23 protein-coding genes and 1 tRNA gene are annotated in these 24644 nt (G+C 64.6%); 13 read left to right on the top strand and 11 right to left on the bottom strand.

Annotation, left to right across the window (positions count from 1 at the left end):
* Positions 1 to 4 precede the first annotated feature (4 nt).
* On the bottom strand, positions 5 to 307 hold the full coding sequence (locus tag WN72_RS47050; RefSeq protein WP_244553813.1) for a hypothetical protein: 303 nt from the start codon (positions 305 to 307) through the stop codon (positions 5 to 7).
* A 24-nt stretch (positions 308 to 331) separates the two neighbouring features.
* On the opposite strand from WN72_RS47050, the gene WN72_RS28805 reads away from it, so the two are divergent.
* Both WN72_RS28805 and WN72_RS28800 read left to right on the top strand, forming a co-directional pair.
* Positions 332 to 946, top strand: coding sequence for a GntR family transcriptional regulator (locus WN72_RS28805; RefSeq protein ID WP_244553812.1), 615 nt, complete (start codon positions 332 to 334; stop codon positions 944 to 946).
* 24 nt (positions 947 to 970) lie between these two features.
* The gene (locus tag WN72_RS28800; RefSeq protein WP_027559798.1) at positions 971 to 2335 is read left to right on the top strand and encodes an MFS transporter; all 1365 of its coding nucleotides are present in this window, start codon (positions 971 to 973) and stop codon (positions 2333 to 2335) included.
* Positions 2336 to 2386: 51 nt separating this feature from the next.
* Here WN72_RS28800 and WN72_RS28795 read toward each other — a convergent pair whose 3' ends face one another.
* The 5 genes from WN72_RS28795 to WN72_RS28775 form a co-directional block, all read right to left on the bottom strand.
* On the bottom strand, positions 2387 to 2611 hold the full coding sequence (locus WN72_RS28795; RefSeq protein ID WP_092217384.1) for a hypothetical protein: 225 nt from the start codon (positions 2609 to 2611) through the stop codon (positions 2387 to 2389).
* Between the two features lie 97 nt (positions 2612 to 2708).
* Positions 2709 to 3959 carry an arsenic transporter gene (locus WN72_RS28790; RefSeq protein WP_167380946.1) on the bottom strand — a complete coding sequence of 417 codons (1251 nt, stop codon included), beginning with the start codon at positions 3957 to 3959 and terminating at the stop codon, positions 2709 to 2711.
* Between the two features lie 25 nt (positions 3960 to 3984).
* Entirely contained in the window at positions 3985 to 5268 is a 1284-nt protein-coding gene (locus WN72_RS28785) for an MFS transporter (protein WP_092217382.1), read from the bottom strand.
* A 68-nt stretch (positions 5269 to 5336) separates the two neighbouring features.
* Positions 5337 to 5777, bottom strand: coding sequence for an EamA family transporter (locus WN72_RS28780; RefSeq protein WP_092217381.1), 441 nt, complete (start codon positions 5775 to 5777; stop codon positions 5337 to 5339).
* Positions 5778 to 6007: 230 nt separating this feature from the next.
* Positions 6008 to 8473 carry a PAS domain-containing hybrid sensor histidine kinase/response regulator gene (locus tag WN72_RS28775; RefSeq protein WP_167380950.1) on the bottom strand — a complete coding sequence of 822 codons (2466 nt, stop codon included), beginning with the start codon at positions 8471 to 8473 and terminating at the stop codon, positions 6008 to 6010.
* Positions 8474 to 8699: 226 nt separating this feature from the next.
* On the opposite strand from WN72_RS28775, the gene WN72_RS28770 reads away from it, so the two are divergent.
* The 4 genes from WN72_RS28770 to WN72_RS28755 all read left to right on the top strand — a co-directional run bounded on the left by WN72_RS28770 (position 8700) and on the right by WN72_RS28755 (position 13216).
* Positions 8700 to 9770, top strand: a complete 1071-nt coding sequence (locus WN72_RS28770) for a zinc-binding metallopeptidase family protein (protein ID WP_092217379.1) — start codon at positions 8700 to 8702, stop codon at positions 9768 to 9770.
* A 177-nt stretch (positions 9771 to 9947) separates the two neighbouring features.
* A complete protein-coding gene (locus WN72_RS28765; RefSeq protein WP_092217378.1) occupies positions 9948 to 11963 on the top strand; it encodes an acetyl-CoA carboxylase biotin carboxylase subunit in 2016 nt (671 codons plus the stop codon).
* Positions 11964 to 12053: 90 nt separating this feature from the next.
* Positions 12054 to 12920 carry an isocitrate lyase/PEP mutase family protein gene (locus tag WN72_RS28760; RefSeq protein WP_027559790.1) on the top strand — a complete coding sequence of 289 codons (867 nt, stop codon included), beginning with the start codon at positions 12054 to 12056 and terminating at the stop codon, positions 12918 to 12920.
* Positions 12917 to 13216 carry an acylphosphatase gene (locus WN72_RS28755; protein ID WP_027559789.1) on the top strand — a complete coding sequence of 100 codons (300 nt, stop codon included), beginning with the start codon at positions 12917 to 12919 and terminating at the stop codon, positions 13214 to 13216. Before WN72_RS28760 ends, WN72_RS28755 begins: the two co-directional genes overlap by 4 nt.
* A gap of 126 nt (positions 13217 to 13342) precedes the next feature.
* Here the strand turns inward: WN72_RS28755 and WN72_RS28750 are convergent, their stop codons facing one another.
* Positions 13343 to 14863, bottom strand: a complete 1521-nt coding sequence (locus WN72_RS28750) for a PAS domain-containing sensor histidine kinase (RefSeq protein WP_027559788.1) — start codon at positions 14861 to 14863, stop codon at positions 13343 to 13345.
* 152 nt (positions 14864 to 15015) lie between these two features.
* Here WN72_RS28750 and WN72_RS28745 point away from each other — a divergent pair, with 152 nt between their 5' ends.
* The 3 genes from WN72_RS28745 to WN72_RS28735 are packed head-to-tail and all read left to right on the top strand — an operon-like array spanning position 15016 to position 17688.
* Positions 15016 to 15573 carry a GbsR/MarR family transcriptional regulator gene (locus WN72_RS28745; protein ID WP_027559787.1) on the top strand — a complete coding sequence of 186 codons (558 nt, stop codon included), beginning with the start codon at positions 15016 to 15018 and terminating at the stop codon, positions 15571 to 15573.
* A 16-nt stretch (positions 15574 to 15589) separates the two neighbouring features.
* Complete coding sequence (locus tag WN72_RS28740) at positions 15590 to 16255, top strand: DUF4166 domain-containing protein (protein ID WP_092217377.1); 666 nt, start codon at positions 15590 to 15592, stop codon at positions 16253 to 16255.
* A complete protein-coding gene (locus tag WN72_RS28735) occupies positions 16252 to 17688 on the top strand; it encodes a TIGR01777 family oxidoreductase (protein ID WP_092217376.1) in 1437 nt (478 codons plus the stop codon). The genes WN72_RS28740 and WN72_RS28735 overlap by 4 nt, the downstream gene beginning before the upstream one ends.
* 414 nt (positions 17689 to 18102) lie before the next feature.
* On the opposite strand, the gene WN72_RS28730 is transcribed toward WN72_RS28735, so the two are convergent.
* Complete coding sequence (locus tag WN72_RS28730; protein WP_027559784.1) at positions 18103 to 18960, bottom strand: LysR family transcriptional regulator; 858 nt, start codon at positions 18958 to 18960, stop codon at positions 18103 to 18105.
* A gap of 111 nt (positions 18961 to 19071) precedes the next feature.
* On the opposite strand from WN72_RS28730, the gene WN72_RS28725 reads away from it, so the two are divergent.
* Entirely contained in the window at positions 19072 to 19494 is a 423-nt protein-coding gene (locus WN72_RS28725; protein ID WP_027559783.1) for a tautomerase family protein, read from the top strand.
* Between the two features lie 54 nt (positions 19495 to 19548).
* Here the strand turns inward: WN72_RS28725 and WN72_RS28720 are convergent, their stop codons facing one another.
* Together WN72_RS28720 and lipB are read right to left on the bottom strand one after the other, a co-directional pair.
* Complete coding sequence (locus WN72_RS28720) at positions 19549 to 20262, bottom strand: DNA helicase (RefSeq protein ID WP_143130661.1); 714 nt, start codon at positions 20260 to 20262, stop codon at positions 19549 to 19551.
* A gap of 199 nt (positions 20263 to 20461) precedes the next feature.
* Positions 20462 to 21211: a lipoyl(octanoyl) transferase LipB gene (lipB, locus tag WN72_RS28715; protein WP_027559781.1), complete on the bottom strand. Its 750-nt coding sequence runs from the start codon at positions 21209 to 21211 to the stop codon at positions 20462 to 20464.
* 83 nt (positions 21212 to 21294) lie between these two features.
* Here lipB and WN72_RS28710 point away from each other — a divergent pair, with 83 nt between their 5' ends.
* The 3 genes from WN72_RS28710 to WN72_RS28700 all read left to right on the top strand — a co-directional run bounded on the left by WN72_RS28710 (position 21295) and on the right by WN72_RS28700 (position 23653).
* Positions 21295 to 21537: a FliM/FliN family flagellar motor switch protein gene (locus WN72_RS28710; RefSeq protein ID WP_018647371.1), complete on the top strand. Its 243-nt coding sequence runs from the start codon at positions 21295 to 21297 to the stop codon at positions 21535 to 21537.
* 197 nt (positions 21538 to 21734) lie between these two features.
* Positions 21735 to 21819: transfer RNA gene (locus WN72_RS28705), tRNA-Leu, on the top strand.
* Positions 21820 to 22765: 946 nt separating this feature from the next.
* Positions 22766 to 23653 (top strand): hypothetical protein, encoded by an 888-nt coding sequence (locus WN72_RS28700; RefSeq protein WP_244553810.1) that lies wholly within the window; start codon positions 22766 to 22768, stop codon positions 23651 to 23653.
* 27 nt (positions 23654 to 23680) lie between these two features.
* Here the strand turns inward: WN72_RS28700 and WN72_RS28695 are convergent, their stop codons facing one another.
* Positions 23681 to 24487, bottom strand: coding sequence for an outer membrane protein (locus WN72_RS28695; protein ID WP_092217373.1), 807 nt, complete (start codon positions 24485 to 24487; stop codon positions 23681 to 23683).
* Positions 24488 to 24644 lie beyond the last annotated feature (157 nt).

The raw sequence follows: 24644 nt of genomic DNA, 5'->3' as shown, positions 1-24644 counted from the left end.
GCCATTATCCTCCCATCGAAAGGCGCCTCGCGCCCGACTTCTCATTTTGCATTGCAACATGTTGCAGATCGCGCGGAAGTCTTACGCCTGCTTGTAATATATCACAACATGTTTTAAGGGTGCCACAAATAAGGCGCCGCCCGACAACGAGAGCGCGGACCTGACGGGAGAGGACGACATGGCACGGCGCAAGCGCGCGCTCGAGGTGGTGAGAAACGACGACGACGGCGAGGGCAAGCCCTCGCGACGCAATCGGCTCAACTTCTTCGAGCTCGCCTATCAGAAGATCGAAGAGCTCCTTGTTCATTGCGAGCTCAAGCCCGGACAATTCATGACGATGCTGGAATTGCAGCACATCACCGGCTTCGGGCGCACGCCGGTGCATCACGCCGTCAATCGTCTGTCCGCCGACACGCTCATTATCATCCGTCCGCGCCACGGCCTGCACATCGCGCCGATCGATCTTGCGCGCGAGCGGATGCTGCTGGCCTTGCGCCGCGACATGGAGCGTTTTGTCATTCGCCTCGCGGCGGATCGCGCCAGCCTTTCCCACCGCAATCAGGCGCTGCACATTGAGCGGCTGCTGCGTGAACGTCGCGCAACTTTGACCCTCGACGAGTTCAACAGCCTCGACCGCCGTATCGACGCGCTGGTGCTGGAGGCCGCCGGCGAGCCGTTCCTGGTGCACACGCTGCGGCCGCTGCACACGCTCTACCGCCGCATCGGCTACATCCACCACCGCTTCATGCCAGGGCAGGCCGATCTGTCAGGAACGATCGATCATCACCTCGGTATTCTAAACGCAGTCGCGAACCGCCGCGCCGAGGATGCCGTCAAGGCGAGCGATGCACTGATCGACTACATGGGCTCCATGTTCACGGGCATGGAGGCGGGGATCGACCCGCGCCTGCTCGATTGCAGCATCGAGCCGCTGCTCGGCACGTAAAGAGTTCAGAAGAAAGGAAGAAGAATGTCAACGATGGCCATGCCACAACCGACCGCGAGCGAAGCCGCGGTCCGCTACCTCATCACGAACTACAGTCCCAAGGGTAACAAGGTCGGCTGGCTGATGATGGCCTCGATCCTGGTCGAGGCCTGGGACCTCTATTCGATCGCCTTCGTGCTGATCTTCATCCGCGAGCAGTACAATCCCGACCCGCTGATGCTCGGTCTTGCCGCAGCGGGCACGCAGGGCGGCGCGCTGATCGGTGCGCTGCTCGGCGGCTGGCTGTCCGACAAGATCGGCCGCCGCGTCATGTTCCTGGTCACGATGGTGCTGTTCATCGTGCTGGCGCTGGCGCAGGCCTTCGTGCCGAACGTTACGTGGCTCGTCGTGATCCGCTTCCTGCTCGGCATCCCGCTCGGTTCGGACATCTCGACCGGCTACACCTACATCATGGAATCCATGGCCAAGGGTGAGCGCGAGGTCATGGGCAACCGCTGGCAGTTCATGTTTGCCGTCGGCGAGGTGCTGACCATCGGCGTCATCGTGATCTTCCTCTTGATCGACATGCAGCACGAGATGCTGTGGCGCGTGACGCTCGGCCTCGGCGCGGTGCCGGCGCTGATCATCCTGATCATGCGCCATGATGTGCCGGAGACGGCGGTCTGGCTGGTGCAGAAGGGACGCTACCGCGAGGCCAAGCAGGTCGCGCGCGAGATGTTCAACGACAATCTCGACATGCTGCCGGATCACGACGTGGAAGTGCCGAAGGTCTCGACCCGCGCCTTCCTCGCCGACCTCAAGAAGGATCCGATCCGCTGGCGCGCCACGCTGTACGGATGGATCGCCTGCTTCGCGCAAGGCAGCGAGTTCTCGACCTTCGCGTTCTATCTGCCGGTGCTGTTCGTGATGGTCGGCGTGTCGAGCGTGCTCGGCAACAACCTCGTCACGATGGCGCTGTTCTGCTTCGCCGCACTGTCCGGCTGGGTCGGCCCGCTCCTGACGCCGAAGATCGGCCATCGTGGCATCGCGATCGCCGGGTTCGGCATCGTGCTGGCCTCGCTGCTGGTGGCGGCGTTCGCGCTCTATACCGACAACAAGATGCTGCTGCCGTTCGCGGCGGCTGCCATGCTGTGGGGCCATTACTGGGACGCATCGAACTGCATGACCATCCCGACCATGGTCGCCAAGCCGAAATATCGCGGCACCGCGAGCGGCTTCGCCTACATGTTCGTGAAGCTGCCGTCGTTCCTGGCGATCTTCCTGTTCCCGTCGCTGTTCGCAGCGATCGGGCAGGCCAATGCCACGCTGTTCGTTGCGATCTTCCCGCTGATCGGATTGCTCGCCGCGATCTTCATCCTGCCGGAAGTCTACGGCTACGAGAACGACTGAGGATGCTCGTTACCCGGTCGCGGCCTCATGGCCGCGATCGGGCCTTCCTTGCTACGGGCTCAGGAAAACGGGATTGATCCCGGCGCCGTGCCCGAGCAGGCCGACCTCCTGAAGCTGGGCACTGTGCAGGTCGATCTCCACGATCGCGAACAGGGCCAGCAGCACCACCACCGAGAAGATCAGCAACGGGTGCGACGACCCGTCTTTCGCGGGAGAGCTCTGAAACAGGCGGCGCAGGGAGAAGCTCTGCGGCAATGCCTTCGATTGAATTTGCATGATCGACCTCCTTGCCGCGGCTCATGAGCTGCGCGGCAAGGTGAAGTATAGGCCGGCCGTTACAGCCCACATTGATGCGCCGCAAAGTCTCGCGCGGTTAATGGATCGCCGCCGCCAGTGCCGCGATCAGGGCCGGCGGTGTCACGAGCAGTCCCAATTTGAGGAAGGGCCAGGCGCCGACCTCGATCTTCTCGCGGCGCAGCGCCACCAGCCACAGGATGGTGGCGAGCGAACCGGTGATCGAGAAATTCGGCCCCAGGTCGACGCCGATCAGGATGGCGCTGACGACCGATGTGGGCAGATGATCGGCGGCCACGATCGACCCGGCGACAAGGCCGACGGGAAGATTGTTGGCGATGTTGTCGGCGATCGCGGTGGCGATGCCGACGCTCCAGGCGGCTTTCGGCACGGATTGGGCGACGGCCTGATGCAGCAGCGCGCTGAGCTGTCCGATCACGCCGGTCTTGATCAGCGCCTCCACCATCACGAACAGCCCGCCGACCAGCGGCAGCACGCTCCAGGACACGTGCTTCAGCACCGGCACGGGCGATTGACGGCTGAGCAGCAGGACGAGGCCGGTCGTCACGGCGCCGCAGATGAAGGTCGGCAGGCCAAGCTGCTTGTCGAGCGCGGAGGCCGTGATCAGCACGACGCCGATTGCGGCAATGCCGATCGCGGTCAGCTTGCCGCCGCGGCTGAGCACCTTGTGCGGCACGCGGCGCTCGATGCTCTCCTCCTTCAGCGCGCGATGCTGGGTGAGGCGCAGTACGATATAGGTCAGCACGATCGAGGCGAGCGAGGGCAGGGCGAATTGACGCAGCCATTCGGTCAGATGCGGCATGCGCGAGCCGAACACCACGAGATTGGCGGGGTTCGAGATCGGCAGCACGAAGCTTGCGGCGTTTGCAATGAAGGCGCAGACGAAAAGATAGGGCAGCGGCTTTGCGCCGGCCGCACGCGTTGCGGCATAGACCGCCGGCGTCAGCACGATCGCGGTCGCGTCGTTCGACAAGAGCACCGTGACCAGCGTGCCGACAAGGTAGATCAGTAAAAACAGCCGCTGCGGCGAGCCGTCTGCATACTCCACCGCGAGCGCGGCAAGGTAATCGAACAGGCCTTCGAGCCGTGCGAGCTCGGCAATCAGCATCATGCCGATCAGGAAGAGATAGACGTCGATGCCCTTTTCGATGCCGGTCAGCGCGTCCTGCCAGGGCAGGAAGCCGAGCAGCACCAGCGCCGCGGCGCCGATCACGGCCCAGATCGCCTCGGGCAGGCGGAACGGGCGGATAATGACGCACGCGGTCGCGGCGACGATGATGCTCCAGGCCCAGATGGCGTCAGACGGCACGTTCAGTCCTTGAGGTGGAATGGATTCATTTGGCAGCGATAGCGGAAGCCGGCCTTGCTGTCTTCCCCTGCGGGCGCGGACCGCCATCTGCGATTTGCCGCGTCTCGGGCAAAGCAAGGAAGCAGACCACGGCGCCGATTGCGGCGACCGCGCCGAGCGTGATGAAGGCCGCACTGTAGCCCGCGCCAACCACAACGAGGCCAGCTAGCGTCGTCGACAGAGCCGCGCCAATGCTCTGGGCGGTGATGACCGCGCCCTGCGCGACGTTGAAGCGGCCGGTGTTGCGCATGAGGTCGGCAACGATGACCGGGAAGATCGCGCCAAAGATGCCGGCGCCGACGCCGTCGAGCAGTTGGACGCCGACCAGCCAGAACGGGTTGTCCGAGAGCGTATAGAGCGCCCCCCGAATGGGGAGGATCAGAAGCGCGGCGAGGAAGAAGCGCTTGTGGCCCCAGCGGTCGGCCCGAGCGCCGACCAGCATCGCAAACGGCACCATCACGACTTGTGCGGCAACGATACAAGCCGACATCAGGCTGGTGCCGATGTTCTTATCCTGGAGCGCCAATTTCTGTCCGACCAGCGGCAGCATCGCCGCGTTGGAGAGATGGAAGAGCAGGACGCAGATCGCGAAGACGAGCAGAGGGCGACAGGTGAGCAGTACCGCGAGACCCGAAGGCTGTTCGCGCTGGGTCTCCGTGTCGGCATCGTGTAGCCCGCGGGCCAGATCATGGTCGATGGCGCCGGCGGGGATCGCGAGGATGCTGACGAGGCTCGCGATTGCCATTGCGCCGAGAAGGTAGAAGACGACCGTCGGGCCGAACCAGTAGGCGGAGAGGCCCGCCAGTCCGGCCGCGACCGCGTTGCCGGCATGGTTGAAAGTTTCATTGCGGCCAATGCGCCGGGTGAAGACGGCATGACCAAAAATGCCGAGCGAGACGGCCGCGATTGCCGGCGGAAACACCACGGCGGCGGCCTGCGCGATGCCTTGCGAGATCGCGACCGGCAGGAAGGCGGGAAACAGCGGCAGCGACAGGGACGCGAGCGTGACCATGATGGCGGCGATGACCATCACCAGCCGCTTCGCCCGCGTCGCGTCGACCAGCGCGCCGGCGGGCGTCTGCGCCACGATGCCAGCAATGGTCGCAATCGACATCACGAGGCCAATGCGCGCCTCGTCCCAGTGCTGCTCGGTGAGGAGATAGACCGCGAGATAGGGGCCGAGCCCGTCGCGGACGTCGGCAAGGAAGAAGTTCGCCGCATCCAACGCGCGGCCAGCCTGCCTTGCCTGATCGGGTTTTTCGCTCGACATCAGTCTCTCGATCGAGGCTCGGAATCGCTCCGGCAGAAACCGATCTCACGGCAGCTTTGTTCCCGGACTTAAAGCTTCACGGCCAGCAGCACTGCGCCGGCGCCGATCATGGTGATCCCGATCCAGCCCTGCGCGGTCGGCCGCTCGCCGAGAAAGGCGAACGCGAACAGGGCCACCAGGACGACGCTGAGCTTGTCGATTGGTGCGACCAGCGTCGCGGGACCGAGCTTCAGGGCCCGGAAGTAACAGAGCCACGAGGCACCGGTCGCAAGCCCCGATAGCACCAGGAACAGCCATGTCCTCGACGAAACCGCCGAGGGCATGGCGAATTGGCCGGTGAAGAACAGCAGCACCGAGAAGGCGAGCAGCACCACGACGGTGCGGATGAAGGTGGCGAGGTCCGGATTGATGTTCTCGACGCCGACCTTGGCGAAGATCGCGGTCAGCGCGGCAAAGCAGGCGGAGAGGAGCGCCCAGGTCTGCCAGGCGGAGAGGAGGGCGGGTTTCATTGGGGGTGCCGGATCAAGTTTTGCGAGGTGACGGGGTTGAGGGTGCTAGCCAAACACTCGGCTGTCGTCCCGGACAAGCGAAGCGCAGACCCGGACCCATACCGCGGAATCTTTCTTGGGGCACATACGTCGTCGTTTTTCGCCAAACACAATCCTGTGGCTATGGGTCCCGGATCGGCGCGCGCTTGAGGCGCGCTTGTCCGGGCGACAGCGTTTTGCCTGGCGTACATTCACCTTGCCACCGACAGCTTCTCGGTGATCGCCTTGCGCAGGATGCGCGAGAGCGATTCCACCGAATACGGCTTCTGGATCAGCTCGAAACCGCGATGGGCGTTCTCAGCGAGCACATTGCTGTAGCCGCTGGTGAGCACCACCAGCAGGCCCGGATAGCGCTCACGGATCACGCCGGCGAGCTCGACACCGTTCATGCCGGGCATGATGACGTCGGAGAACACGAGGTCGACGGCGAATTCGTTCTCGCCGAGGATCGACAGCGCGGCATTGGCGTTGGCGACGCGGCGGACGACATAGCCGAGGTCTTCCAAAAGCTCGGTCGAGAACTGGCCGACATCGTCATTGTCCTCGACCACGAGCACGCGGTAGCCACGCCCCGTGGTTGCGGCCTCGCTGGTCAGCGCTGCAGCTTCCTTCTCGGCGGTCGGCGACTGCGCCTGCGGCAGGTAGATGGTGAAGGTCGCGCCCTTGCCTTGCGTGCTCATCACCGCGATGTCGCCTTCCGACTGCTTGGCGAAGCCGAACGCCTGGCTGAGGCCGAGCCCGGTGCCCTTGCCGACCTCCTTGGTGGTGAAGAACGGCTCGAAGATGGCGTCGATGTTTTCGGGCGCAATGCCGCTTCCGGTGTCGGCTACCGAGATCGCGACATAGTCGCCGCTGCGCGCCGATTGCGCGCGCAGGCTCGGAATCCCGGAGACCTTGCGCACCGCGATGGTGAGACGGCCTTCGCCCTCCATGGCGTCGCGGGCGTTGATGGCGAGATTGATCAGCGCGGTCTCGAACTGCGCGATGTCGGCGACTGTGAAGCAGTCGGCATCGTCGATCTCGACGGCGATCTCGATCCGGCCGCCGACCAGCGGCCGCACCAGCTGCGCCACGCCCTCCACCTGGCTGCCGACGTTGAAGATCTGCGGCTTGAGCGGCTGCCTTCGTGCAAAGGCCAGGAGCTGTGCGGTCAGCTTGGAGGCGCGCTCGACGGTGTCGGAGATGGCATCGACGTAGCGGCGGCGGCGTTCCTCCGGCAGCTCGCGCCGGCGCAGGAAGTCGGTGGCCGAACGGATGATGGTGAGGAGGTTGTTGAAGTCGTGCGCGACGCCGCCGGTGAGCTGGCCGATCGCCTCCATCTTCTGCGACTGCCGCAGCGCTTCCTCGCCGCGGCGGCGGTCGGTGATGTCGACGGCTTCGGGCACCGCGCCGGTGATGTTGCCGTGGCGGTCGAGCACGGGACGCATGCTGAATTCGAAATCGCGATCGCCGATGGGCAGGCGCAATCGCATCTCCATCCGCACGGCTTCGCCGCGAAGCACGGTGTCGAAGGCCTCACGGACCACGGCGCTCATGCCGTGGGTCCCGGTGAACCACGGCGTTTCCCACAGCAGCTTGCCGATCACGTCCGCGGAGCCCGCCTTGATGCCGTCGAGTGCGGTGTTGTTCGCGTAGAGCAGTTCCCCCCTGAGATTGACCAGGCCCTGATACTGGTTGCTGGTCTCCAGGATCGCGCGCAGCCGCGCTTCGTTGGATTCGAGCTCGGCGGTGCGCTCGACGATGCGCTCTTCCAGCGTCTCGTTGAGCCGGCGCAGCTCGATCTCGGCCTGCTTGGCGACGGTAATGTCGTGGGCGACGCCGATGAAGCCGATATGCTTGCCGGTCGGATCCCAGCGCGGCTGCGATTCCGAACGCAGCCAGCGCCATTCGCCGCTGGCATTCTTGTAGCGCGCCTCCAGCACGAACGGCTTCAACGAGGCTTCGCCTTGCACCGATTGCTGCAGCACATGCGGCAGGTCGTCCGGATGCAGCACCTTGCGCCAGTCGAAGGCGATGGCCTGATCGTAGGGCAGGCCGACGAAGTCGACATAGGCCTGATTGGCGAAGGAGCGTGTACGGTCGAGCTTGGTGACCCAGATCGGCACCGGCGCGCTGTCGGCAATCAGCCGGAAGCGCTCCTCGCTCTCGCGCAGCGTCTCGCGCGCCAGCGCCTGGTCGGTGATGTCGATATGGGCGCCGACAAGGCGGATCGCGCGACCGTCGCGGTCGCGTTCGATCTTGGCGACGACGCGGATCCAGCGGGTCTCGCCGTCGCGGGGGCGGATGATGCGGTACTCGGCCGTGTAGTCCTCGCTGGTCCCTGCCAGCGCATCGAAGAAATGCTTGACGGTCGCATCGCGGTCGTCGGGATGGATGCGATTGACCCAATCCTCGTGCGTCTCGTCGGCGGCCTCAGGGGGCAGGCCATGGATCATCAGGTATTCGGGCGAGCGGCGGTTCCGAAAACCTTCGCGGAAGTCGACCTCGAGGCCGCCGACCTTGCCGATGCGCTGGATGCGCGCCAGCTCAGCCTCGCGCTCCTGAAGCGCACGATAGGCTTCATCGCGCTCGCGCGCGATGTCTTCGAGGTGCTGGCGCAGCCTTTCGGCAGCAAGGGTCTCGGGCGTATTGTCGTTCAAGGCGTCGGCCGTTGTGATGCAAGAGCGCGCGTGCCGGGCCGATATTCACACAGACAAAGCGTGATAGCCATTGCTCAAAGAGGAATAAGTCGGAAAGTCGTCATCAAATGGATAGCGGTGGGTATGCACCAAACGCCGGCGCTGGCAATTTGTTCCGAGGACTGGAACGATCGGCCCGCCGAGGCGTCTTTGCGGAGCGCCACAACTCTCATTCATAAAACTCCCTTTCCCAAGAGGCTAAATCTTGAAGCTCTTTGTCTGTCAGGACTGCGGCAACGTCCTCTATTTCGAGAACCGCGCCTGCGAACGCTGCGGCCATCGGGTCGCCTTTCAGCCGGAGAGGGAGACGATGTCGGCGATCGAGCCGGACGGGGACGGCTGGAAGGTACTGGCCGACAAGGGCGAAAGCCGCATGCTCTGCAGCAATGCCGACTACGACGCCTGCAACTGGCTGACGGATGCGGACGATACCACCGGCTTCTGCCGCGCCTGCCGCCACAACGGCATCGTGCCTGACCTCTCCGATCCGGCGCAGCTTGCTCGCTGGCGCGAACTGGAAATCGCAAAACACCGGCTGTTCTATTCGCTAATCCGCTGGAAGCTGCCGCTTCAGACCCGGCAGGAAAACCCCGAGCACGGGTTGATCTTCAACTTCCTCGCCGACGATCCGAACAGCGGGCAGAAGGTTATGACCGGCCACGACAATGGCCTGATCACGATCGCGCTCACCGAGGCCGATGACATCGAGCGCGAGCGGCGGCGGCTGGAGATGGGCGAGCCGTACCGCACGCTGCTCGGGCATTTCCGCCACGAGGTCGGCCATTATTTCTGGGACGTGCTGGTGCGCGACGGCGGCAAGCTCGAGGAATGCCGCGCGGTGTTCGGCGATGATTCCGCCGATTACGATGAGGCGCTGCAGCGCCATTATGCCGAAGGCGCGCCGGCGGACTGGCAGCAGAACTACGTCTCGGCCTATGCCACCACGCATCCGTGGGAAGACTTCGCGGAGACCTGGGCGCATTACCTCCATATCGTCGACACCCTGGAGATGGCCGCCGAGTTCGGCATGGAGGTGCGCCCCAAGGTCGACCGCGACGGGGAGTTGACGGCGCGCATCCGCTTCAACCCCTACGAGGTCAGGGACGTCCAGGCGCTCATCGACGCATGGCTGCCCTTCACCTTCGCCATGAACAGCGTCAATCGCGCCATGGGCCTGCGCGACCTCTATCCCTTCATCCTGTCGTCCGCCGTGGTCGCCAAACTGGGCTTCATTCAGAGCCTCGTCCGGGGCGTGGCCAAGGCCGGCAGGCCGTAGGCGGCCCCAGGGGGCGCGTCCCGACCGTTTCGGTCTTGCGCTGGTACGCCAGAGGGGCCGGATTTAGACCGTTGCCTCCGGCTCATTTTAATGTACCACGGGAGCCACACGGCCCGTTTCCATAGGCTGCAACGGCCAGGGAAGGGGTCCCGCCCAAGGTCGAGACTCAAGAAAAGCATGTTCAAACGCATTCTGATCGCCAATCGCGGCGAAATCGCCTGCCGGGTCATCAAGACCGCGCGCCGCATGGGAATTCAGACGGTCGCGGTTTATTCCGAGGCCGACCGCGATGCCCTCCATGTCGAGATGGCCGACGAGGCCGTGCTGATTGGCCCGCCCGCGGCGGCCGAGAGCTATCTGGTGATCGAGAAGATCGTCGAGGCCTGCCGCAAGACCGGCGCGGAAGCCGTGCATCCCGGCTATGGCTTCCTGTCCGAGCGCGAGGCATTTCCGCGCGCGCTGGAAGCCGCCGGCATCGTCTTCATCGGCCCGAACCCTGGCGCGATCGCCGCGATGGGCGACAAGATCGAATCCAAGAAGGCGGCCGCGAAGGCCAAGGTCTCCACCGTGCCGGGCTATCTCGGCGTCATCGAGGACGACAAGCACGCGGTGCGCATCGCCGACGAGATCGGCTATCCCGTGATGATCAAGGCCTCCGCCGGCGGCGGCGGCAAGGGCATGCGCATCGCGCATTCGAAGGCCGAGGTCTCCGAAGGATTCAACCTTGCCAAGGCCGAGGCCAAGGCTTCGTTCGGCGACGACCGCGTCTTCGTCGAAAAGTTCATCGTCGATCCCCGCCACATCGAGATCCAGGTGCTGGGCGACAAGCACGGCAACGTGATCTACCTCGGCGAGCGCGAATGCTCGATCCAGCGCCGCAACCAGAAGGTCATCGAGGAAGCGCCGTCGCCGCTGCTCGACGAGGCTACGCGCCGCAAGATGGGCGAGCAGGCGGTCGCGCTGGCGAAAGCCGTGAATTACGATTCCGCCGGCACGGTCGAGTTCGTCGCGGGGCAGGACAAGAGCTTCTACTTCCTGGAGATGAACACGCGCCTCCAGGTCGAGCATCCCGTCACCGAGCTCGTCACCGGCATCGATCTCGTCGAGCAGATGATCCGCGTGGCCGCCGGCGAGAAGCTCGCGATCACGCAGAAGGACGTCACGCTGACGGGGTGGGCCGTTGAGTCGCGGCTCTATGCGGAAGACCCGTTCCGCAACTTCCTGCCCTCGATCGGGCGCCTCGTGAAATACCGCCCCCCGGCGGAAGCCAGCCAGGACGGCATCACCATCCGCAACGACACCGGCGTGCAGGAGGGCGGCGAGATCTCGATCCACTACGATCCGATGATTGCGAAGCTCGTCACGCATGCGCCCTCGCGCGCGGCCGCGATCGAGGCGCAAGCGACAGCGCTCGACTCGTTCTATGTCGACGGCATCAGGCACAACATTCCGTTCCTGTCGGCGCTGATGCATCATCCGCGCTGGCGCGAGGGACGCCTGTCGACCGGCTTCATCGCCGAGGAATTCCCCAAGGGCTTTGCGGTGCGCGTGCCCGAAGGCGAGGTCGCCCGGCGGATCGCTGCGGTCGGCGCCGCCATTGATCACGTGCTCGGGGAGCGCAAGCGGCAGATCTCTGGCCAGATGGGCGGCCGGGTCGTGCAGCGCGAGCGCCGCCGCGCGGTCTGGCTCGATCGCCAGGAGATCCTGCTCGAGGTCGGCCGCGAGGGCGAGGCCATCGCGATCCGCTTCATCGATGCCGAGGGCAAGGCCGGCAACGTCCATCTGCTGCAATCGCCGTGGAAGCCGGGCGATCCGGTCTGGCAGGGCACCATCGACGGCCATTTCGTGGCGGTGCAGGCGCGCCCAATCCCCAACGGCATCCGCCTTGCGCATCAGGGCGTCGAGGTTCCGGTCTATGTCTGGACCGAAGCGGAAGCTGCCTCCGCCCGGCTGATGCCGGTGACGACGGCATCCGACAGCGGCAAGAAGCTGCTGTGTCCGATGCCCGGCCTCGTCGTCTCCATCGCGGTGATCGAGGGGCAGGAGGTCAAGGCCGGCGAGACGCTCGCCGTGGTCGAAGCCATGAAGATGCAGAACGTGCTGCGCGCCGAGCAGGACGGCACCGTGAAGAAGATCCACGCCAGCGCCGGCGCGACGCTCGCGGTGGACGCGCTGATTTTGGAGTTTGCGTAAGCGCTCCGGCGCACGATAGTCGACCCTCACCTTGAGGAAACGCGCTCAAGGGCGCGCTCCTCAGGATGACGATTTTGGAGTGAGGCACCCATGGCCTTTCGTTCCCGCCGCGAGAAGCTGCGCTCGATCCTCTCAGGCTCGGCCTGCGTCCATCCCGGCTCGGTCTATGACGCGATCTCGATCCGCATCGCCGAGGATCTCGGCTTTCCACTCGGCATGTTCGGCGGTTCGGTCGCCTCGCTCGCGGTGCTCGGCGACCCCGATGTCACGCTGATCACGCTCACCGAGCTCGCCGAGCAGATGCGGCGGATGTCGCGCGCCTCCGCGCTGCCGGTGCTGGTCGATGCCGATCACGGCTACGGCAATGCGCTCAATGTGCGCCGTACGGTGCAGGAACTGGAGACCGCGGGCGCCGCCGGCCTCACCATCGAGGACACGCTGCTGCCGGCCGCCTTTGGCGAGACCAAGACGCAGCTGATTTCGCTGGAGGAGGGCGTCGGCAAGATGAAGGCCGCACTGGATGGCCGCAGCGATGCCTCGCTGGTCATCATGGGGCGCACCGGAGCTGCCTCGATCACCTCGCTCGACGATGCGATCCGCCGTGCGCAGGCCTATGAGGCTGCCGGCGTCGATGCGCTGTTCTTCACCGGCATCAAGTCGCGCGCGGAGCTGGAGGCGATTACGGCTGCGACGCGCCTGCCGATCGTGCTCGGCGGCGCGCCCGAGGACTTGAACGCGACCGATTATCTCGCCGGCCAGCGCGTGCGCATCGCGCTCCAGGGGCACGCGCCGATCGCGGCGGCGACGCAGGCCGTCTACGAGACGCAGAAGGCGCTGCGCGAGGGCACGGCACCGAAGGCACTCAAGGGGTTGCCGTCAGCAGAACTGACCAATCGCGTCATGCGCGACGCCGAGGTAAAAGCGCGCAGCGCCGATCTTCTCGGACTGAAAAAATGAGCCGGGCGATCCTCCAGGTCATGATCCGCGGGCGTGTGCAGGGCGTCGGCTATCGCGCCTGGGTCGAGTACCAGGCCACCGCCAGCGGCCTCGATGGCTGGGTCCGCAACCGTCGCGACGGCAGCGTGGAAGCGCTGTTCGCCGGCACGCCGAAGCACGTCGCCGACATGGTCGCGCTGTGCCGGCATGGACCGCCGTCGGCGCGTGTGGACAGCGTGACGAGTGAGACCGCGAGTGCGGACGAGCTGAACCTGCGCGGGGCAGGGGAGAAGTTCTCGGTGTTGCCGACGGTGTAGGCGATCTCACAAGAGGTCGTCATGCCCGGGCTTGTCCCGGGGCATCCACGTTCTTCGTGCAGCGGGGCCAGGCGTGGATGGCCGGGACAAGCCCGGCCATGACGGCGTAGGTGGGAAAGTGAACAGTCACCGCGGCAGCTTCGAAATCGCCTCGCTCAGCTCGTGGATCTCGTACGGCTTGCGCAGGATCGGGAAATCGCCGCGCACGCCGGAGGCGACGTCGCTGTAGCCGGTGGCGAGCAGGACCGGCAGGCCGGGGCGGATCTGGCGCAGACGATGGGCAAGGCTGAGCCCGTCCATCTTGCCGGGCATCACGATATCAGAGAACACGAAGTCAACCCTGTTCTTCTCGATCTCGCGCAAGGCGGCTTCGGCATCGGCGACGCGCCGTACCTGGTAGCCGAGCTGCTCCAAAAGGCCGATGCTGACGAGGGCGACGTCCGGATTGTCCTCGACCAGCAACACGGTGCCGCTGCCGCGGAACGACGCACTTCCCGTGGTCTCGCGCGCTGGCGCCCCTTCCCCGCGCGGCAGGAGGATGGTGAAGGTCGTACCCTTGCCGAGTTCGCTTGCGACCTTCACCGTGCCGCCGGCCTGATGGGCAAAGCCGTGCACCTGGGACAGGCCGAGGCCGGTGCCCTTGCCGATCGGCTTGGTCGTGAAGAACGGCTCGAAAATCTTGTCGAGAACGTCCGAGGGAATGCCGAGCCCGGTGTCGGCGATGTCGATCGCGACGAATTCGCCGGCGAGGGTCGCCTCATCCAGCACGACGTTGCGCGCACGGATCGTCACCGTGCCGCCGTCGGGCATCGCGTCGCGGGCATTGATGACGAGGTTGAGCAACGCGGTCTCGAGTTCCGAGACGTCGGCCTTGATCGGCCAGACGTCGCGGCTGACTTCGAAGGCCAGGCGCACGGAGCTGCCCACGCCGGCATCGAGCACCTCGCGGATCGCCGAGATGCGGTCGGCGAAATCGATCGCCTGCGGATTGACGCTCTGCCGCCGCGCGAAGGTGAGGAGCTGGTTGGTCAGCGCCGCGCCACGCTTGGTGGCGGTCTCGATGGCCGAGATCGCGCGCTTGAGCTTGGCCTCGTCGTCGGCGCCCCGCTTCAGCACGTGGAGGCTGCCGCTGATGATCATCAGGAGGTTGTTGAAGTCGTGGGCGACCCCGCCGGTGAGCTGGCCCAGCGCATCGAACTTCTGGGACTCGGCGAGCTGCTTCTGCATCGCCTCGAGCTTGAGCTGCGTGTTGCGGCGCTCGGTGATGTCGCGCGTGATCTTGGCGAAGCCGACCAGCTCGCCATCCTCGTAGATCGGATCGATCACGACGCTGGCCCAGAAGAACGTGCCGTCCTTGCGGACGCGCCAGCCTTCTTCCTCGTAGCGGCCCTTTTCCCTGGCGATGCCGAGCGCACGGGCGGGCTTGCCGTTGGCGCGGTCGGGCTCGGTATAGAAGCGGGAAAAATGCTGGCCGAGGATCTCCCAGGGCGAATAGCCCTTGATGCGCTCGCCGCCGATATTCCAGCTGGTGATGATCCCATTGGGATCCAGCATGTACAGGGCGTAGTCCGCGACTCCTTCAACCAACAGCCGGAAACTGCGCTCGCTCTCGAACAAGTCTCTCTGCTGACTGAACTTTTCGACCATTCGGGGACCCTGCCTGAACCCGGGCAAACGTCACAGGCAGCGAATTGTTCCCGTGCCTGGGATATTTTTAGGCAAATCTCGCGGACGGTATGCAGCGATATCAGCGGCCTGACGCACTTGACAATCAATCGCGTCCATCAGATATTTCTGTTATGACAGAAATAACAGGAAAGAAGAAACTCCCTGCCGCCGTCGAGCGCTTCATCCTGCATTGGGGCGACATGGGGGACGGCTGGGGCGTCAATCGCTCGGTCAGCCAGATCCACGGGCTGCTCTATCTGGCCGAGGCGCCGATGACGGCCGAGGACATCGCCGACACGCTCGGCATGGCGCGGTCCAATGTCTCCAACTCGCTCAAGGAACTGCTCGCCTGGAACCTGATCCGGCGGGTGCCGATCCTCGGCGACCGCCGCGACCATTACGAAGCCGAGACCGACATCTGGGAGGTCGCGGCCCGCATCGCGGCGCGGCGCAAGGAGCGGGAGATCGATCCGGCCATCGTCGCGCTCAGGGCCTGCGTGTCCGATGCGACGGATGATCCGACCATCAGTCCGGTCGCGAGCAAACGGCTGAAGGAGATGCTCGCCTTCACCGAGCTCGCCGATCACTGGTTCATGCAGATGCTGAAGGTGCCGCGGCCGCGGCTGGTCGCCCTGATGCGGCTTGGCGAGAAGATCGCCAACCTGCTGCCGCTGGGCAAGGCCAAATAGTATCGAGGAGGTTGCGATGACGTCGGCGAGATTATCGGGCTCCAACGTACCAACCTCCGCTCACACCAAACTGCTCGACGACCGCCGCTTTCGCACCCTGCTGTCGGACGAGGATTGGGGCCGCCTGCCGCTCGCGACCTGGCGGCGCTTCTCCAAGCGCGTCGCTGACGGCGACAGCGTGGTCTATGTCGGTGTCGTCGACGAGGTCGCCTTCAGCGATATCGGCTGGTGGTTCGCACAGGCCGCGCGCCTGATCGGCGGGCCGCTTCCCACGGGGCGCGACACCGGCGTGCCCATGATCGTGACGGTTACCGAGGACGGCGCGACCGGCGGCCAGACCTGGACCCGCATCTGCGCGCGCAAGCGCGGCTTTCCGCAGGTGATCCATTCGGCGAAACGCTTCGCCGGCCCGACCGGGCTCGAGGAGTATGTCGGCTTCGGCGTCTCGATGGCGCTCCGTATCGCGGTCGAGGGACAGGCGCTGACGTTCCGCAGCGCTGCTTACGGGTTGCAGCTTGGGCGGCTCTGGATCCCGCTGCCACGATGGCTCACGCCGGGTGACCTGACCGTGACGCACAGCGATCTCGGCGAGGGGGCGTTCCGCTTCACCCTCGATGTCATTCATCCGCGTTATGGCGCGCTGATCCACCAGTCCGCCGTGTTCAGGGAGGCCGTGTCATGACCCCGCTCTTGTGGACGCTCATCGCCATCCAGATCGTGATGGGCGTGTTCGACACCTTCTATCACCACGAATTCACCGAGCGCCTGGCGTGGCGTCCGTCGCAGCGCTTCGAGCTGAAACTGCACGGCATCCGCAACATGCTCTATGCGCTGCTGTTCCTGCTGCTCGGCTGGCTGGAAGTCTATGGCGTACTGGCGCTGCTGATCATCGTGGTGCTGGTGGCCGAGATCGTCATCACGCTGATGGATTTCGTCGAGGAGGATCTGAGCCGGAAGCTGCCGCCGAGCGAGCGCATCAATCACACGCTGCTCGCGATCAATTACGGCGCCATCCTGGTGCTGCTGCTACCGGTGCTAATCGACTGGGCGATGCAGCCGTTTGGCGTGACGGTCGTCTATCAGGGCCTGCTCAGCATCGCCGCGACCGCCTGCGCGGTCGGCGCCTCGCTCTGCGGCGTCAGGGATTTTGCGGCGATGCGCCGGCTCGGCCGCATGCGAAGCGTTCCTGCGGAAGGCCTTGTCGAGAAGCTCCCGGGCCGCAAGACAGTGCTGATCACTGGCGCGACGGGCTTCATCGGCAGCCGCCTTGCGGCGAGCCTCAGCGGGGCAGGGCATCACGTCATCGCGCTGATCCGTAATCCCGCCAAGGCCGAGATGTTGCCGCCGCCGGTCACGCTGATCACCAGCCTCGATCAGCTTGCCGCGAACACGCCAATCGACGCCATCGTCAATCTCGCGGGAGAGCCGATCGGCAACGGTCTGTGGACCGAAGTGAAGCGCGCGAAGATCATCGGCTCCCGCGTCGACATGACCGGTGAAGTCATAAAATTGATCGCGCGGCTCGAGCGCAAGCCCGAGGTGCTCGTCAGCGGCTCCGCGATCGGCTGGTACGGCTTGTGGGCCGACCAGGTGCTGACGGAGTCGGCCAAGTCGCACGCCTGCTTCAGCCACGAGCTGTGCGCGGCCTGGGAGAAGGCGGCGCGGCCGGCGGAGGAGCTTGGCGTCCGCGTGGTGTACTTGCGCATCGGCCTCGTGCTTGGCACCGAGGGCGGCTTCATCACCCGCATGTTGACGCCATTCGAGTTCGGCCTCGGCGGCCCGCTCGGCACCGGGCGGCAGTGGATGTCCTGGATCGAGCGCGACGATCTCATTCGCCTGATCGCCTATGTGATGGCGACCCCCGATCTTGCAGGGCCCGTCAACGCCACCGCGCCGATCCCCGTCACCAACGCGAAGTTCACCGAGGAACTCGGGCGCCGGTTGCACCGGCCCGCCATATTCCGCATCCCCGGTGGCCTGTTGCGCCGGATCGGCGGCGGCTTTGCCGACGAGCTTCTGCTCGGCGGCCAGCGCGTGCTGCCGAACAAAGCGCTGAGCCGCGGCTTTGTCTTCCGGCATGAGACGCTGCGGAGTGCGTTCGAGGCGATCTTGTGAGGTGATGTTATGGCTGCACTGCATGCCCTCGTGCTCTGGACGGCTGGTTTCGTGGATGCCTGGCGGCGACCGCGACATTGGGGGCGTTGCCAGTCCTCGCCGCAATTCTATCTCTTCCAGATCGAGGCTTTCCCGAGGGCCTGGCTCCCATCGTCCCCCTGATCTTGATTGTCCTGCCAATCACATTGATTCTCACCTGCCTGCTTAGCGGGATGCCATCCGCGCTTGTGATATGGCTCGGTGAGTCACTTCGAATTCGCTCAGTGCTGTTTTACGCGGCCGCTGGCGCTGCGATCGGAGCCCTGATTGCGAACGGCATCTTCGGGACGCTCTTTGAGATGGATGGGCTGTTTGCGTTGGCTGGATGTCTGGCCGGGGTCGCTTATTGGTCCGCTGCAGGAAAGGACGCGGGCGCTAGTTAGCTCCCGCGGCGCTCCGAAACGTCGCCGCTACTGCGCGCAGCGCCGCAAGCTTCGCGGGATCGCTGACCTTCGAATGCAGCATGACCTTCGAGCTGCCGAGCTTTGGCAGCTTGTGCGCAGGGCCGATATCGACCAATCCGGGCGGCGCAATCCGCCGCGCCAGCGGTGCGATCGCAAGCCCGGCGAGCGCAGCCGCCACTACCGCTGTCACACCGCCGCCGACAAAGCGCTCGCGCCAGGCGAGGCCGGCCTTGTCGAGCGCGCGCACGGCGACGGCGCGGACGCCGCAGGGCGGGGCGAGGGTTGCGAGCGGCAGGGCTTCACCCTTCGGCAAGGTGAAGCGTCGCGACGCGAACCAGCCGAACTCGTCCTCGGTCAGCTTCTCGCCACCACGGCGGCTGCCTTCCTGGCGGACAATCACGGCGTCGAGTTCGCCAGCATCATAGGCATCCTGCATCTCGCGCGAGAAGCCGATGGTGACGGCGAGGGTGAGATTTGACGACATCGCGTGCAGGCGTTCGAGCAGCGGAACGAGCTCGGGGCCTGCGGCGTGATCGGAGATGCCGAGCGAGAGCGACTGCGCGGCCGGTGCTTCGCCCGAGAGGGCGCGGTCGTGCGCCGCGATCAGGACCCGAGCGCGATCGAGGAAGCCGGCGCCGTCGGCGGTGAGACGGACTGCACGCGGCGAGCGTTCGACGAGGCGTTTCCCCAGCAAGGTCTCCAGCCGTTGCAGCTTGAGGCTGACGGCGGCCTGGGTCGTGCCGAGTGCCTCGGCGGCACGGGTAAAGCTCTGGAGGTCGGCGACCAGCAGGAAGGCCTGGACGGTGGCGATGTCGAGTGTGGCGGTCATTTTGAATTGTTATCACTGGTATCAACAGAGATAAGATACCAAAATGACCGGAGGAGATCTAGCTTCTCATCAACGCCGCGCAACCAGCGCAGCATCTTGAGGAGAACGACAATGCCGCTGATCACCGTGTCCTACGCCACCTCCCGCCAGTCGCCCTCGCTGAAGGCCGACATCGCGAACGCTGTCTCCGAGCTCACCGCTGAGATACTGCACAAGGATCCCGCGGTCACCGCCATCATCGTGAAGGCCGTCGATGCCAGTGACTGGTTCGCCGGCGGCAAGTCGCTCGCCGAGCAGAAGCTCGCCAGCTACTGGATCGACATCCATGTCAGCGAAGGCACCAACACCAAGGACGAGAAGGCGGCCTATCTCGCCGCGATGTTCAAGCGCATGGCCGAGATTTTGGGACCGATGCATCCCGAGACCTATCTGCACGTCGACGAGGTCAAGAGCGACGCCTACGGCTTTGGCGGCCTGACCCAGGAGCGGCGCTACATCGCCGGCAAGCTCGAGGTTTCGCTGAAGGCGGCGTGACGCCGCAAGCCGCGGGTGAGCCGTCTCACCCGCGGCCTGCGTCGCTTGGAATTGTCAGCTCGCCGCGCGGAACTGAACTTCCGAATTGTTCAGAAAGCACGTCTTGTCGAACAGCTTCAGGTCCAGTGGGTTTGGCAACCTGACATCGCTGAGATCGGGGCAGGGCTTGATGGAGGAATCGTAGGACCGGTCGATCTGCGAGATGAAGACGACGATCAGCCCCTTGTCGCGCGCGAAAGATTTCAGCACGCGCACCTGAACGGTCAGGTCCGGGTTTTCCCGCCGCTGGTCGAGCAGTTGCAGATAATCGATCACCACGATTGTGCCGCGAGGGGCCGTCGCCATCTGCTTCACGACGTAATCGGCGCTGATGACGTCGGAGCAGTCGACCTCGAAGAGTTCGTCGAATTGCGCCGGCTCCACCCCGATCGCGCGCAGGCGATCCAGCACATCCTTCTCGGTATATTCGAGCGAGAAGAACGCTGCGCGATGGCCCGACTTCATCGCCTCGACGGCGAGTTCGAGGCTCATCAGCGTCTTGCCCTGGCCGGGGCGCGCGCCGACCAGCACGAGGTCGCCAGGCTGGAATTGCGGGAACAACTTGTTGGCCGGAGTCATCGCCGTCGCCTTCGCCGCGAGCATGCTCCAGGCGGAAAACCCTTCCGTCGCAGCAATGCGATCGAGCGCGGCGTGCAGCGGAATGCCTTGCTCGCGCGACAGGCGCTTGGCTCGTCGCTTGAGATGGTAGATCGGCGTAGAAAGCTTCATCGTCAAAACCTCCCATTGCGAGCAGAAAGCGCAATCCCTCCTTATGCCTGGCGCTCGAACAGTCGGTCCGATGTTGAGTCGCCCGGCATGATGTCTGCTTTCCCGGCGGAGGGGGGAGGCGTGGGCGGCGCCGGAATCGAGCATAGCCGATTCCGTGGCGTGCGGAGAACACGCGCGGTCGGGCTCGAACAGGAAAACGCTAGACGGCCGCTTCCGGCACCAACGCTTTGGTCGGCCCGAACAGCTCCTCGAACGCCTGCCGTAGCGCGATGTCGACATCGGCCATGGTCACGAGCTGGCCGAGATCAACCAGCGAGGTGACGCCATAGCGGGGATCGGCGACACCGCAAGGAACGATGCCGGCGAAATGCGACAGCTCCGGCTCGACATTGATGGCGATGCCGTGGAACGAGACCCAGCGCTTCAGCCGCACACCGATCGCCGCGATCTTGTCTTCGTGCTCAGGCCCCTTGTCGGGCCGCTTCACCCAGACGCCGACCCGGTCCTCGCGCCGCTCGCCGCGGACGTTGAAGGCGGCGAGCGTCTTCAGGATCAGCTCCTCCAGGCTCGCGACATAGGCCCGCACGTCCGGCCGGCGGCGCTTGAGGTCGAGCATGATGTAGGCAACTCGCTGGCCGGGCCCGTGATAGGTCAGCTGCCCGCCGCGCCCCGTGGCGAAGGTCGGGAATCGGGCATCAAGCAGGTCGCTTTCCTTGCCCGAGGTGCCGGAGGTGTATAGCGGGGGGTGCTCGAGCAGCCAGACCAGCTCCGGCGCCTCGCCCGCCGCGATGGCGGCGACGCGCGCTTCCATTTCGGCGACGGCGTCCGGGTAGGGCACCGGCGCATCCGAGATTCGCCATTCGACGGGCGTGCCGCCGGAGGCGGAAAACGACGTCAAATCGAGCTCTTGACGTTGGCTTTGGCGGGGGTCTTGAGGCGAATTAACCATTGGCTAACCATAACGTGGTGATGATTGCAGGCGCAAATGCCAAGTCCTTTGGCGTTGAGTCCCAGGTTGCGGCGGTCCTGACAGTGCCCACTCTCGATAAAGTCACCGTGGATCTCATGGTCGTCCTCGGGACGACCACCATGCCAATCCATCAAGTATTACGTCTTTCCCGCGGCGCCATCATCGAGCTCGATGCAACCGAGGCCGACGAGGTCAAGGTCCTCGCCAACAATCTGCCGGTGGCCTCCGGCGTCGTGCTGGTCGACCGCAACCGGATCGCGGTCGAGGTCAAGCAGATGCTGCCCCGCTCGCCCGGGACCCGGTAGGGTTCGGGCACAGGGCAGCGGCCAAGTCCTTGATAAGGCTTTGGCACCCGATAGGGCCGATCCGGGCAGGGATTAGGGATTTTTCCCGCTAAGCTGTGGAATTCGGGGCCCTTGCAGGCTTGTATCCCCCTGATGGATTTGTTAGATCGGCGGCCGCTGATCCGGCCACCCGAACGACCTCAGGCCGGCATCTCCTAGCGCTCGTGGCGGAACTGGTAGACGCGCTGCCTTGAGGTGGCAGTGGGTAACACCGTGGGGGTTCGAGTCCCTCCGAGCGCACCATAGATGCACATTTCACATTGAAATTATTAGGCTTTTTTCTGGGTCCTGCCCGGAAATGTTACGACTCCGTTCTCGCTAGGCGTTCGCGTGCCGTTCGCCCGAGGCGCTGCCAGCAAGTCTTCGAGTGACTGGCTCTGATCGAACGTGACGATCTTCTCAATCCCACTGATTCCAAGCCTCTCTCGATTGGCTTGCGCGGTGTAGTGGGCGGGCGGTCCGGCCGACCATCGCCATCATCTGGCTTTCGGTGCAGTCTGCATAGGCAGCCACTTTGGCTCTAGCCTTGCGGACGCCATGGCCGCTCTTTTTCGGTTCGTTCACGGCGGCCAGGACCGCGTATTTCTTCAGTTTGGCCGCCCATGCGAAGCACTCAGAAAGGCGTGTGAGACCGCTACGCCTGTCTTATGCGTGATGGCGCCGCGGTCATCCTGAGTTCGGGCGAGACCATTGAGTACCGCTTCATGTGCGAAGGCCTGAAGGAGGCGAAGGGCATTAGCTGGACAACCTTTTCGGAGGTGGTCGACGCCGGAGCCCGATCGCCTTGGCATCCGGGCCGCACGTTTCATCAGGTTTCAGATCGTGTCATTAGCCTTCAAGGAGGAGCATGCGCTGCCTGCTTCTTTCTCCCGTTAATCCAGACCCTTAGCGGGGGCCGGTAGCTCCCCATTGCTCCTGGGATTGTCTCTCTCAGCGGGACTTCAGAAAAATTTTGCAGACGTCGGCCCGACTCCATGAGATGCATGAGCGGGCGCAGTGCCGCGCGCGCGGGGTGGTAGTCGATAGGTTCAGGTTTCGGATCGGAGCCGCCGCGCTGCTCGTTTTTAAGAATGCGTTTGAGAAGGCTGTCACGCGCCGTTGGCGGTCCGTGAGCCGAGGGAGGGGGCTTGGGACCTCTTGCGATTGACGGTTTCGGACCTTCCGCCGGATTGTCGCGACACCGATGGTGATGACTGCAGACGATATCCTGTCGCATCCGGCGTTGGAGAGCTGCGTTCGCGGCCAGGCTCAGGCAATGCTGGCGATACAGGAGGCCAGCCCGCGAACTTCGTCGCCGTTCGCGACCCAGCAGCGCTGGCTGATGAGTCAGGCGATGCTGGCGGCTTATTTTCGCAACGAGGCACAGCAGACCGATTCCGGAATTCTGCCCGCACGACTGGTCGATCCGATCGTCGCCCACGGACTCGCAAGCCGCAACACTGCGTCAGCCTTCGTCAACGAGATGCTGAAATACGGCACCGTGCGCCATGTTGCGGGGAGCGAAGGCCGGCGCTATCGGCCGATCGAGCCGTCGCCGCTGGCGCTTGCAGTGTTGTCGCATTGGCTGGCGGCGCATCTGACGGCGCTGGACGGGCTCGATGGCGGCAACAGGTCGGCTGAACTGCGTGAGCGGCCGGCTCTGCTCGGCGCGATTCAGCCGCTGATCGCCGATGGCCTGCTGGCATCGCGCGCGGTTCGGGAGCCGAACGGAACCTTCTCGCTGTTTACCTGGATCGACGATGGCGGCGTCGTGATGGATCGCCTGATCGTCGGGTGTCAGCAGGATTCGATCGCTCTGTCACGCATTCCGACCGACGTGACGTCGGTTTCGCGGTTGGCGCAGGGCCTCAATTTGTCGCGGAGCCAGCTCGCCCGCAAATTCGTCGTCGCCGAGACGATGGGCAGTCTTGGCTGGTCGGGCGCCCGCGGCAAATCCGCGTTGTGGGTCTCGGCCGAATTCTGGCGCGAATATCACGCCGCCCAAGCGGTGAAGCTCGCCATCATCGAGTCGGCTTTCGAAGCCTGTCGCGCGTATGGCGCTGGCGATCAGGCGCGCAGCGTAGCGGCATCCCGATGATGCCGCTCATCGCGAAAGTCGCGAGGATCAGCCGTGCCAGAACCGATAGTCAAGACCGATACGAAACTGGTCGAACCGCTCGCCGCGCGACCAGCTGAAGGTCTGGGTGCTGCCCGCAAATCCGGCAGTTGATACCGAACTGGTGACGTTGCCGAGATCGACATGAAGCCATTCGGCGCGCGCAAACCAATTGCCGTCGATATTCCATTCGCCGCCGAGGCCCGCCGCCCAACCAGACCGCGTCACCGAACTGCTCGACGTTCCCGCGGTCGCTAAGGGCGACACGCCACAGCCGCCGACAAGACAGCTTTGTGTTGCCGTTGTATCAACGCGTCCCCAAGCAGCGCCGCCGGTGACGTAGATCAGGAATTTGTCCATGGCGATGGTGCCGAACCGGCCGCGCACCGTCGAGAGCCAAGCGGTCTTGCTGCTCAGCGAGTCGGTGCCGAAGCCGGTATCGCCGCAGACACCCGGCGCAATGGTCCCACGGCAGAAGCTGTATTTGGCATTGGTGAAATCACCATCGGCTTCGATGCCGACAAGCCAGCGCGGAGCGAATTGCCAATTGTAGCCTGCTTGAGCGCCACCGATAAATCCGGTCGCGTTGATCCGATTGCCGGCCGGAAATGAGAGGTTGGCGAGCGTATCCGTAAAATTCGATGTTCCCGAATTCGAATTGCTGACGCCACCAATGTTGCCGCCGATATAAAAGCCGGTCCAGCCGAGCGCCGGCGGTGCGGCGACCACGGGCGCCTTGACGGCCATGTCCGCCGCAATCGCCGGCGTCGTGACGAGAGCCGCAAGGCCAAGAATACTGAGCGCGACTTTGTTCAATGCCCCCTCCAGAAAACGCTTCGTCGGCAACGGACGAATGGTAGCAATTCGTGGTTGACCCTAGCATCCGAAAATAGCGCACACCACCACTATGTGAAAGTTAGTGGCGTTCGCGGCATGCGCATTTCAGGGAGTCGATTCAGACGATTCGGCCACG

Origin of the sequence: Bradyrhizobium arachidis, assembly GCF_015291705.1 — a bacterium.
GTDB lineage: Bacteria > Pseudomonadota > Alphaproteobacteria > Rhizobiales > Xanthobacteraceae > Bradyrhizobium > Bradyrhizobium arachidis.
The sequence above is the reverse complement of the archived record's forward strand: the minus strand, read 5'-3'. Positions and strand labels throughout refer to the sequence as shown.

What these genes read in the sequence shown, in the direction of transcription:
- WN72_RS47050 (WP_244553813.1), bottom strand. Translation starts at nt 307, where the DNA reads ATGAACAAGGAGCTCTTCGATCTTCTGATAGGCGAGCTCGAAGAAGTT.
- WN72_RS28805 (WP_244553812.1), top strand. Translation starts at nt 332, where the DNA reads ATGACGATGCTGGAATTGCAGCACATCACCGGCTTCGGGCGCACGCCG.
- WN72_RS28800 (WP_027559798.1), top strand. Translation starts at nt 971, where the DNA reads ATGTCAACGATGGCCATGCCACAACCGACCGCGAGCGAAGCCGCGGTC.
- WN72_RS28795 (WP_092217384.1), bottom strand. Translation starts at nt 2,611, where the DNA reads ATGCAAATTCAATCGAAGGCATTGCCGCAGAGCTTCTCCCTGCGCCGC.
- WN72_RS28785 (WP_092217382.1), bottom strand. Translation starts at nt 5,268, where the DNA reads ATGTCGAGCGAAAAACCCGATCAGGCAAGGCAGGCTGGCCGCGCGTTG.
- WN72_RS28780 (WP_092217381.1), bottom strand. Translation starts at nt 5,777, where the DNA reads ATGAAACCCGCCCTCCTCTCCGCCTGGCAGACCTGGGCGCTCCTCTCC.
- WN72_RS28765 (WP_092217378.1), top strand. Translation starts at nt 9,948, where the DNA reads ATGTTCAAACGCATTCTGATCGCCAATCGCGGCGAAATCGCCTGCCGG.
- WN72_RS28760 (WP_027559790.1), top strand. Translation starts at nt 12,054, where the DNA reads ATGGCCTTTCGTTCCCGCCGCGAGAAGCTGCGCTCGATCCTCTCAGGC.
- WN72_RS28755 (WP_027559789.1), top strand. Translation starts at nt 12,917, where the DNA reads ATGAGCCGGGCGATCCTCCAGGTCATGATCCGCGGGCGTGTGCAGGGC.
- WN72_RS28750 (WP_027559788.1), bottom strand. Translation starts at nt 14,863, where the DNA reads ATGGTCGAAAAGTTCAGTCAGCAGAGAGACTTGTTCGAGAGCGAGCGC.
- WN72_RS28745 (WP_027559787.1), top strand. Translation starts at nt 15,016, where the DNA reads ATGACAGAAATAACAGGAAAGAAGAAACTCCCTGCCGCCGTCGAGCGC.
- WN72_RS28740 (WP_092217377.1), top strand. Translation starts at nt 15,590, where the DNA reads ATGACGTCGGCGAGATTATCGGGCTCCAACGTACCAACCTCCGCTCAC.
- WN72_RS28735 (WP_092217376.1), top strand. Translation starts at nt 16,252, where the DNA reads ATGACCCCGCTCTTGTGGACGCTCATCGCCATCCAGATCGTGATGGGC.
- WN72_RS28730 (WP_027559784.1), bottom strand. Translation starts at nt 18,960, where the DNA reads ATGACCGCCACACTCGACATCGCCACCGTCCAGGCCTTCCTGCTGGTC.
- WN72_RS28725 (WP_027559783.1), top strand. Translation starts at nt 19,072, where the DNA reads ATGCCGCTGATCACCGTGTCCTACGCCACCTCCCGCCAGTCGCCCTCG.
- WN72_RS28720 (WP_143130661.1), bottom strand. Translation starts at nt 20,262, where the DNA reads ATGAAGCTTTCTACGCCGATCTACCATCTCAAGCGACGAGCCAAGCGC.
- lipB (WP_027559781.1), bottom strand. Translation starts at nt 21,211, where the DNA reads ATGGTTAATTCGCCTCAAGACCCCCGCCAAAGCCAACGTCAAGAGCTC.
- WN72_RS28700 (WP_244553810.1), top strand. Translation starts at nt 22,766, where the DNA reads ATGACTGCAGACGATATCCTGTCGCATCCGGCGTTGGAGAGCTGCGTT.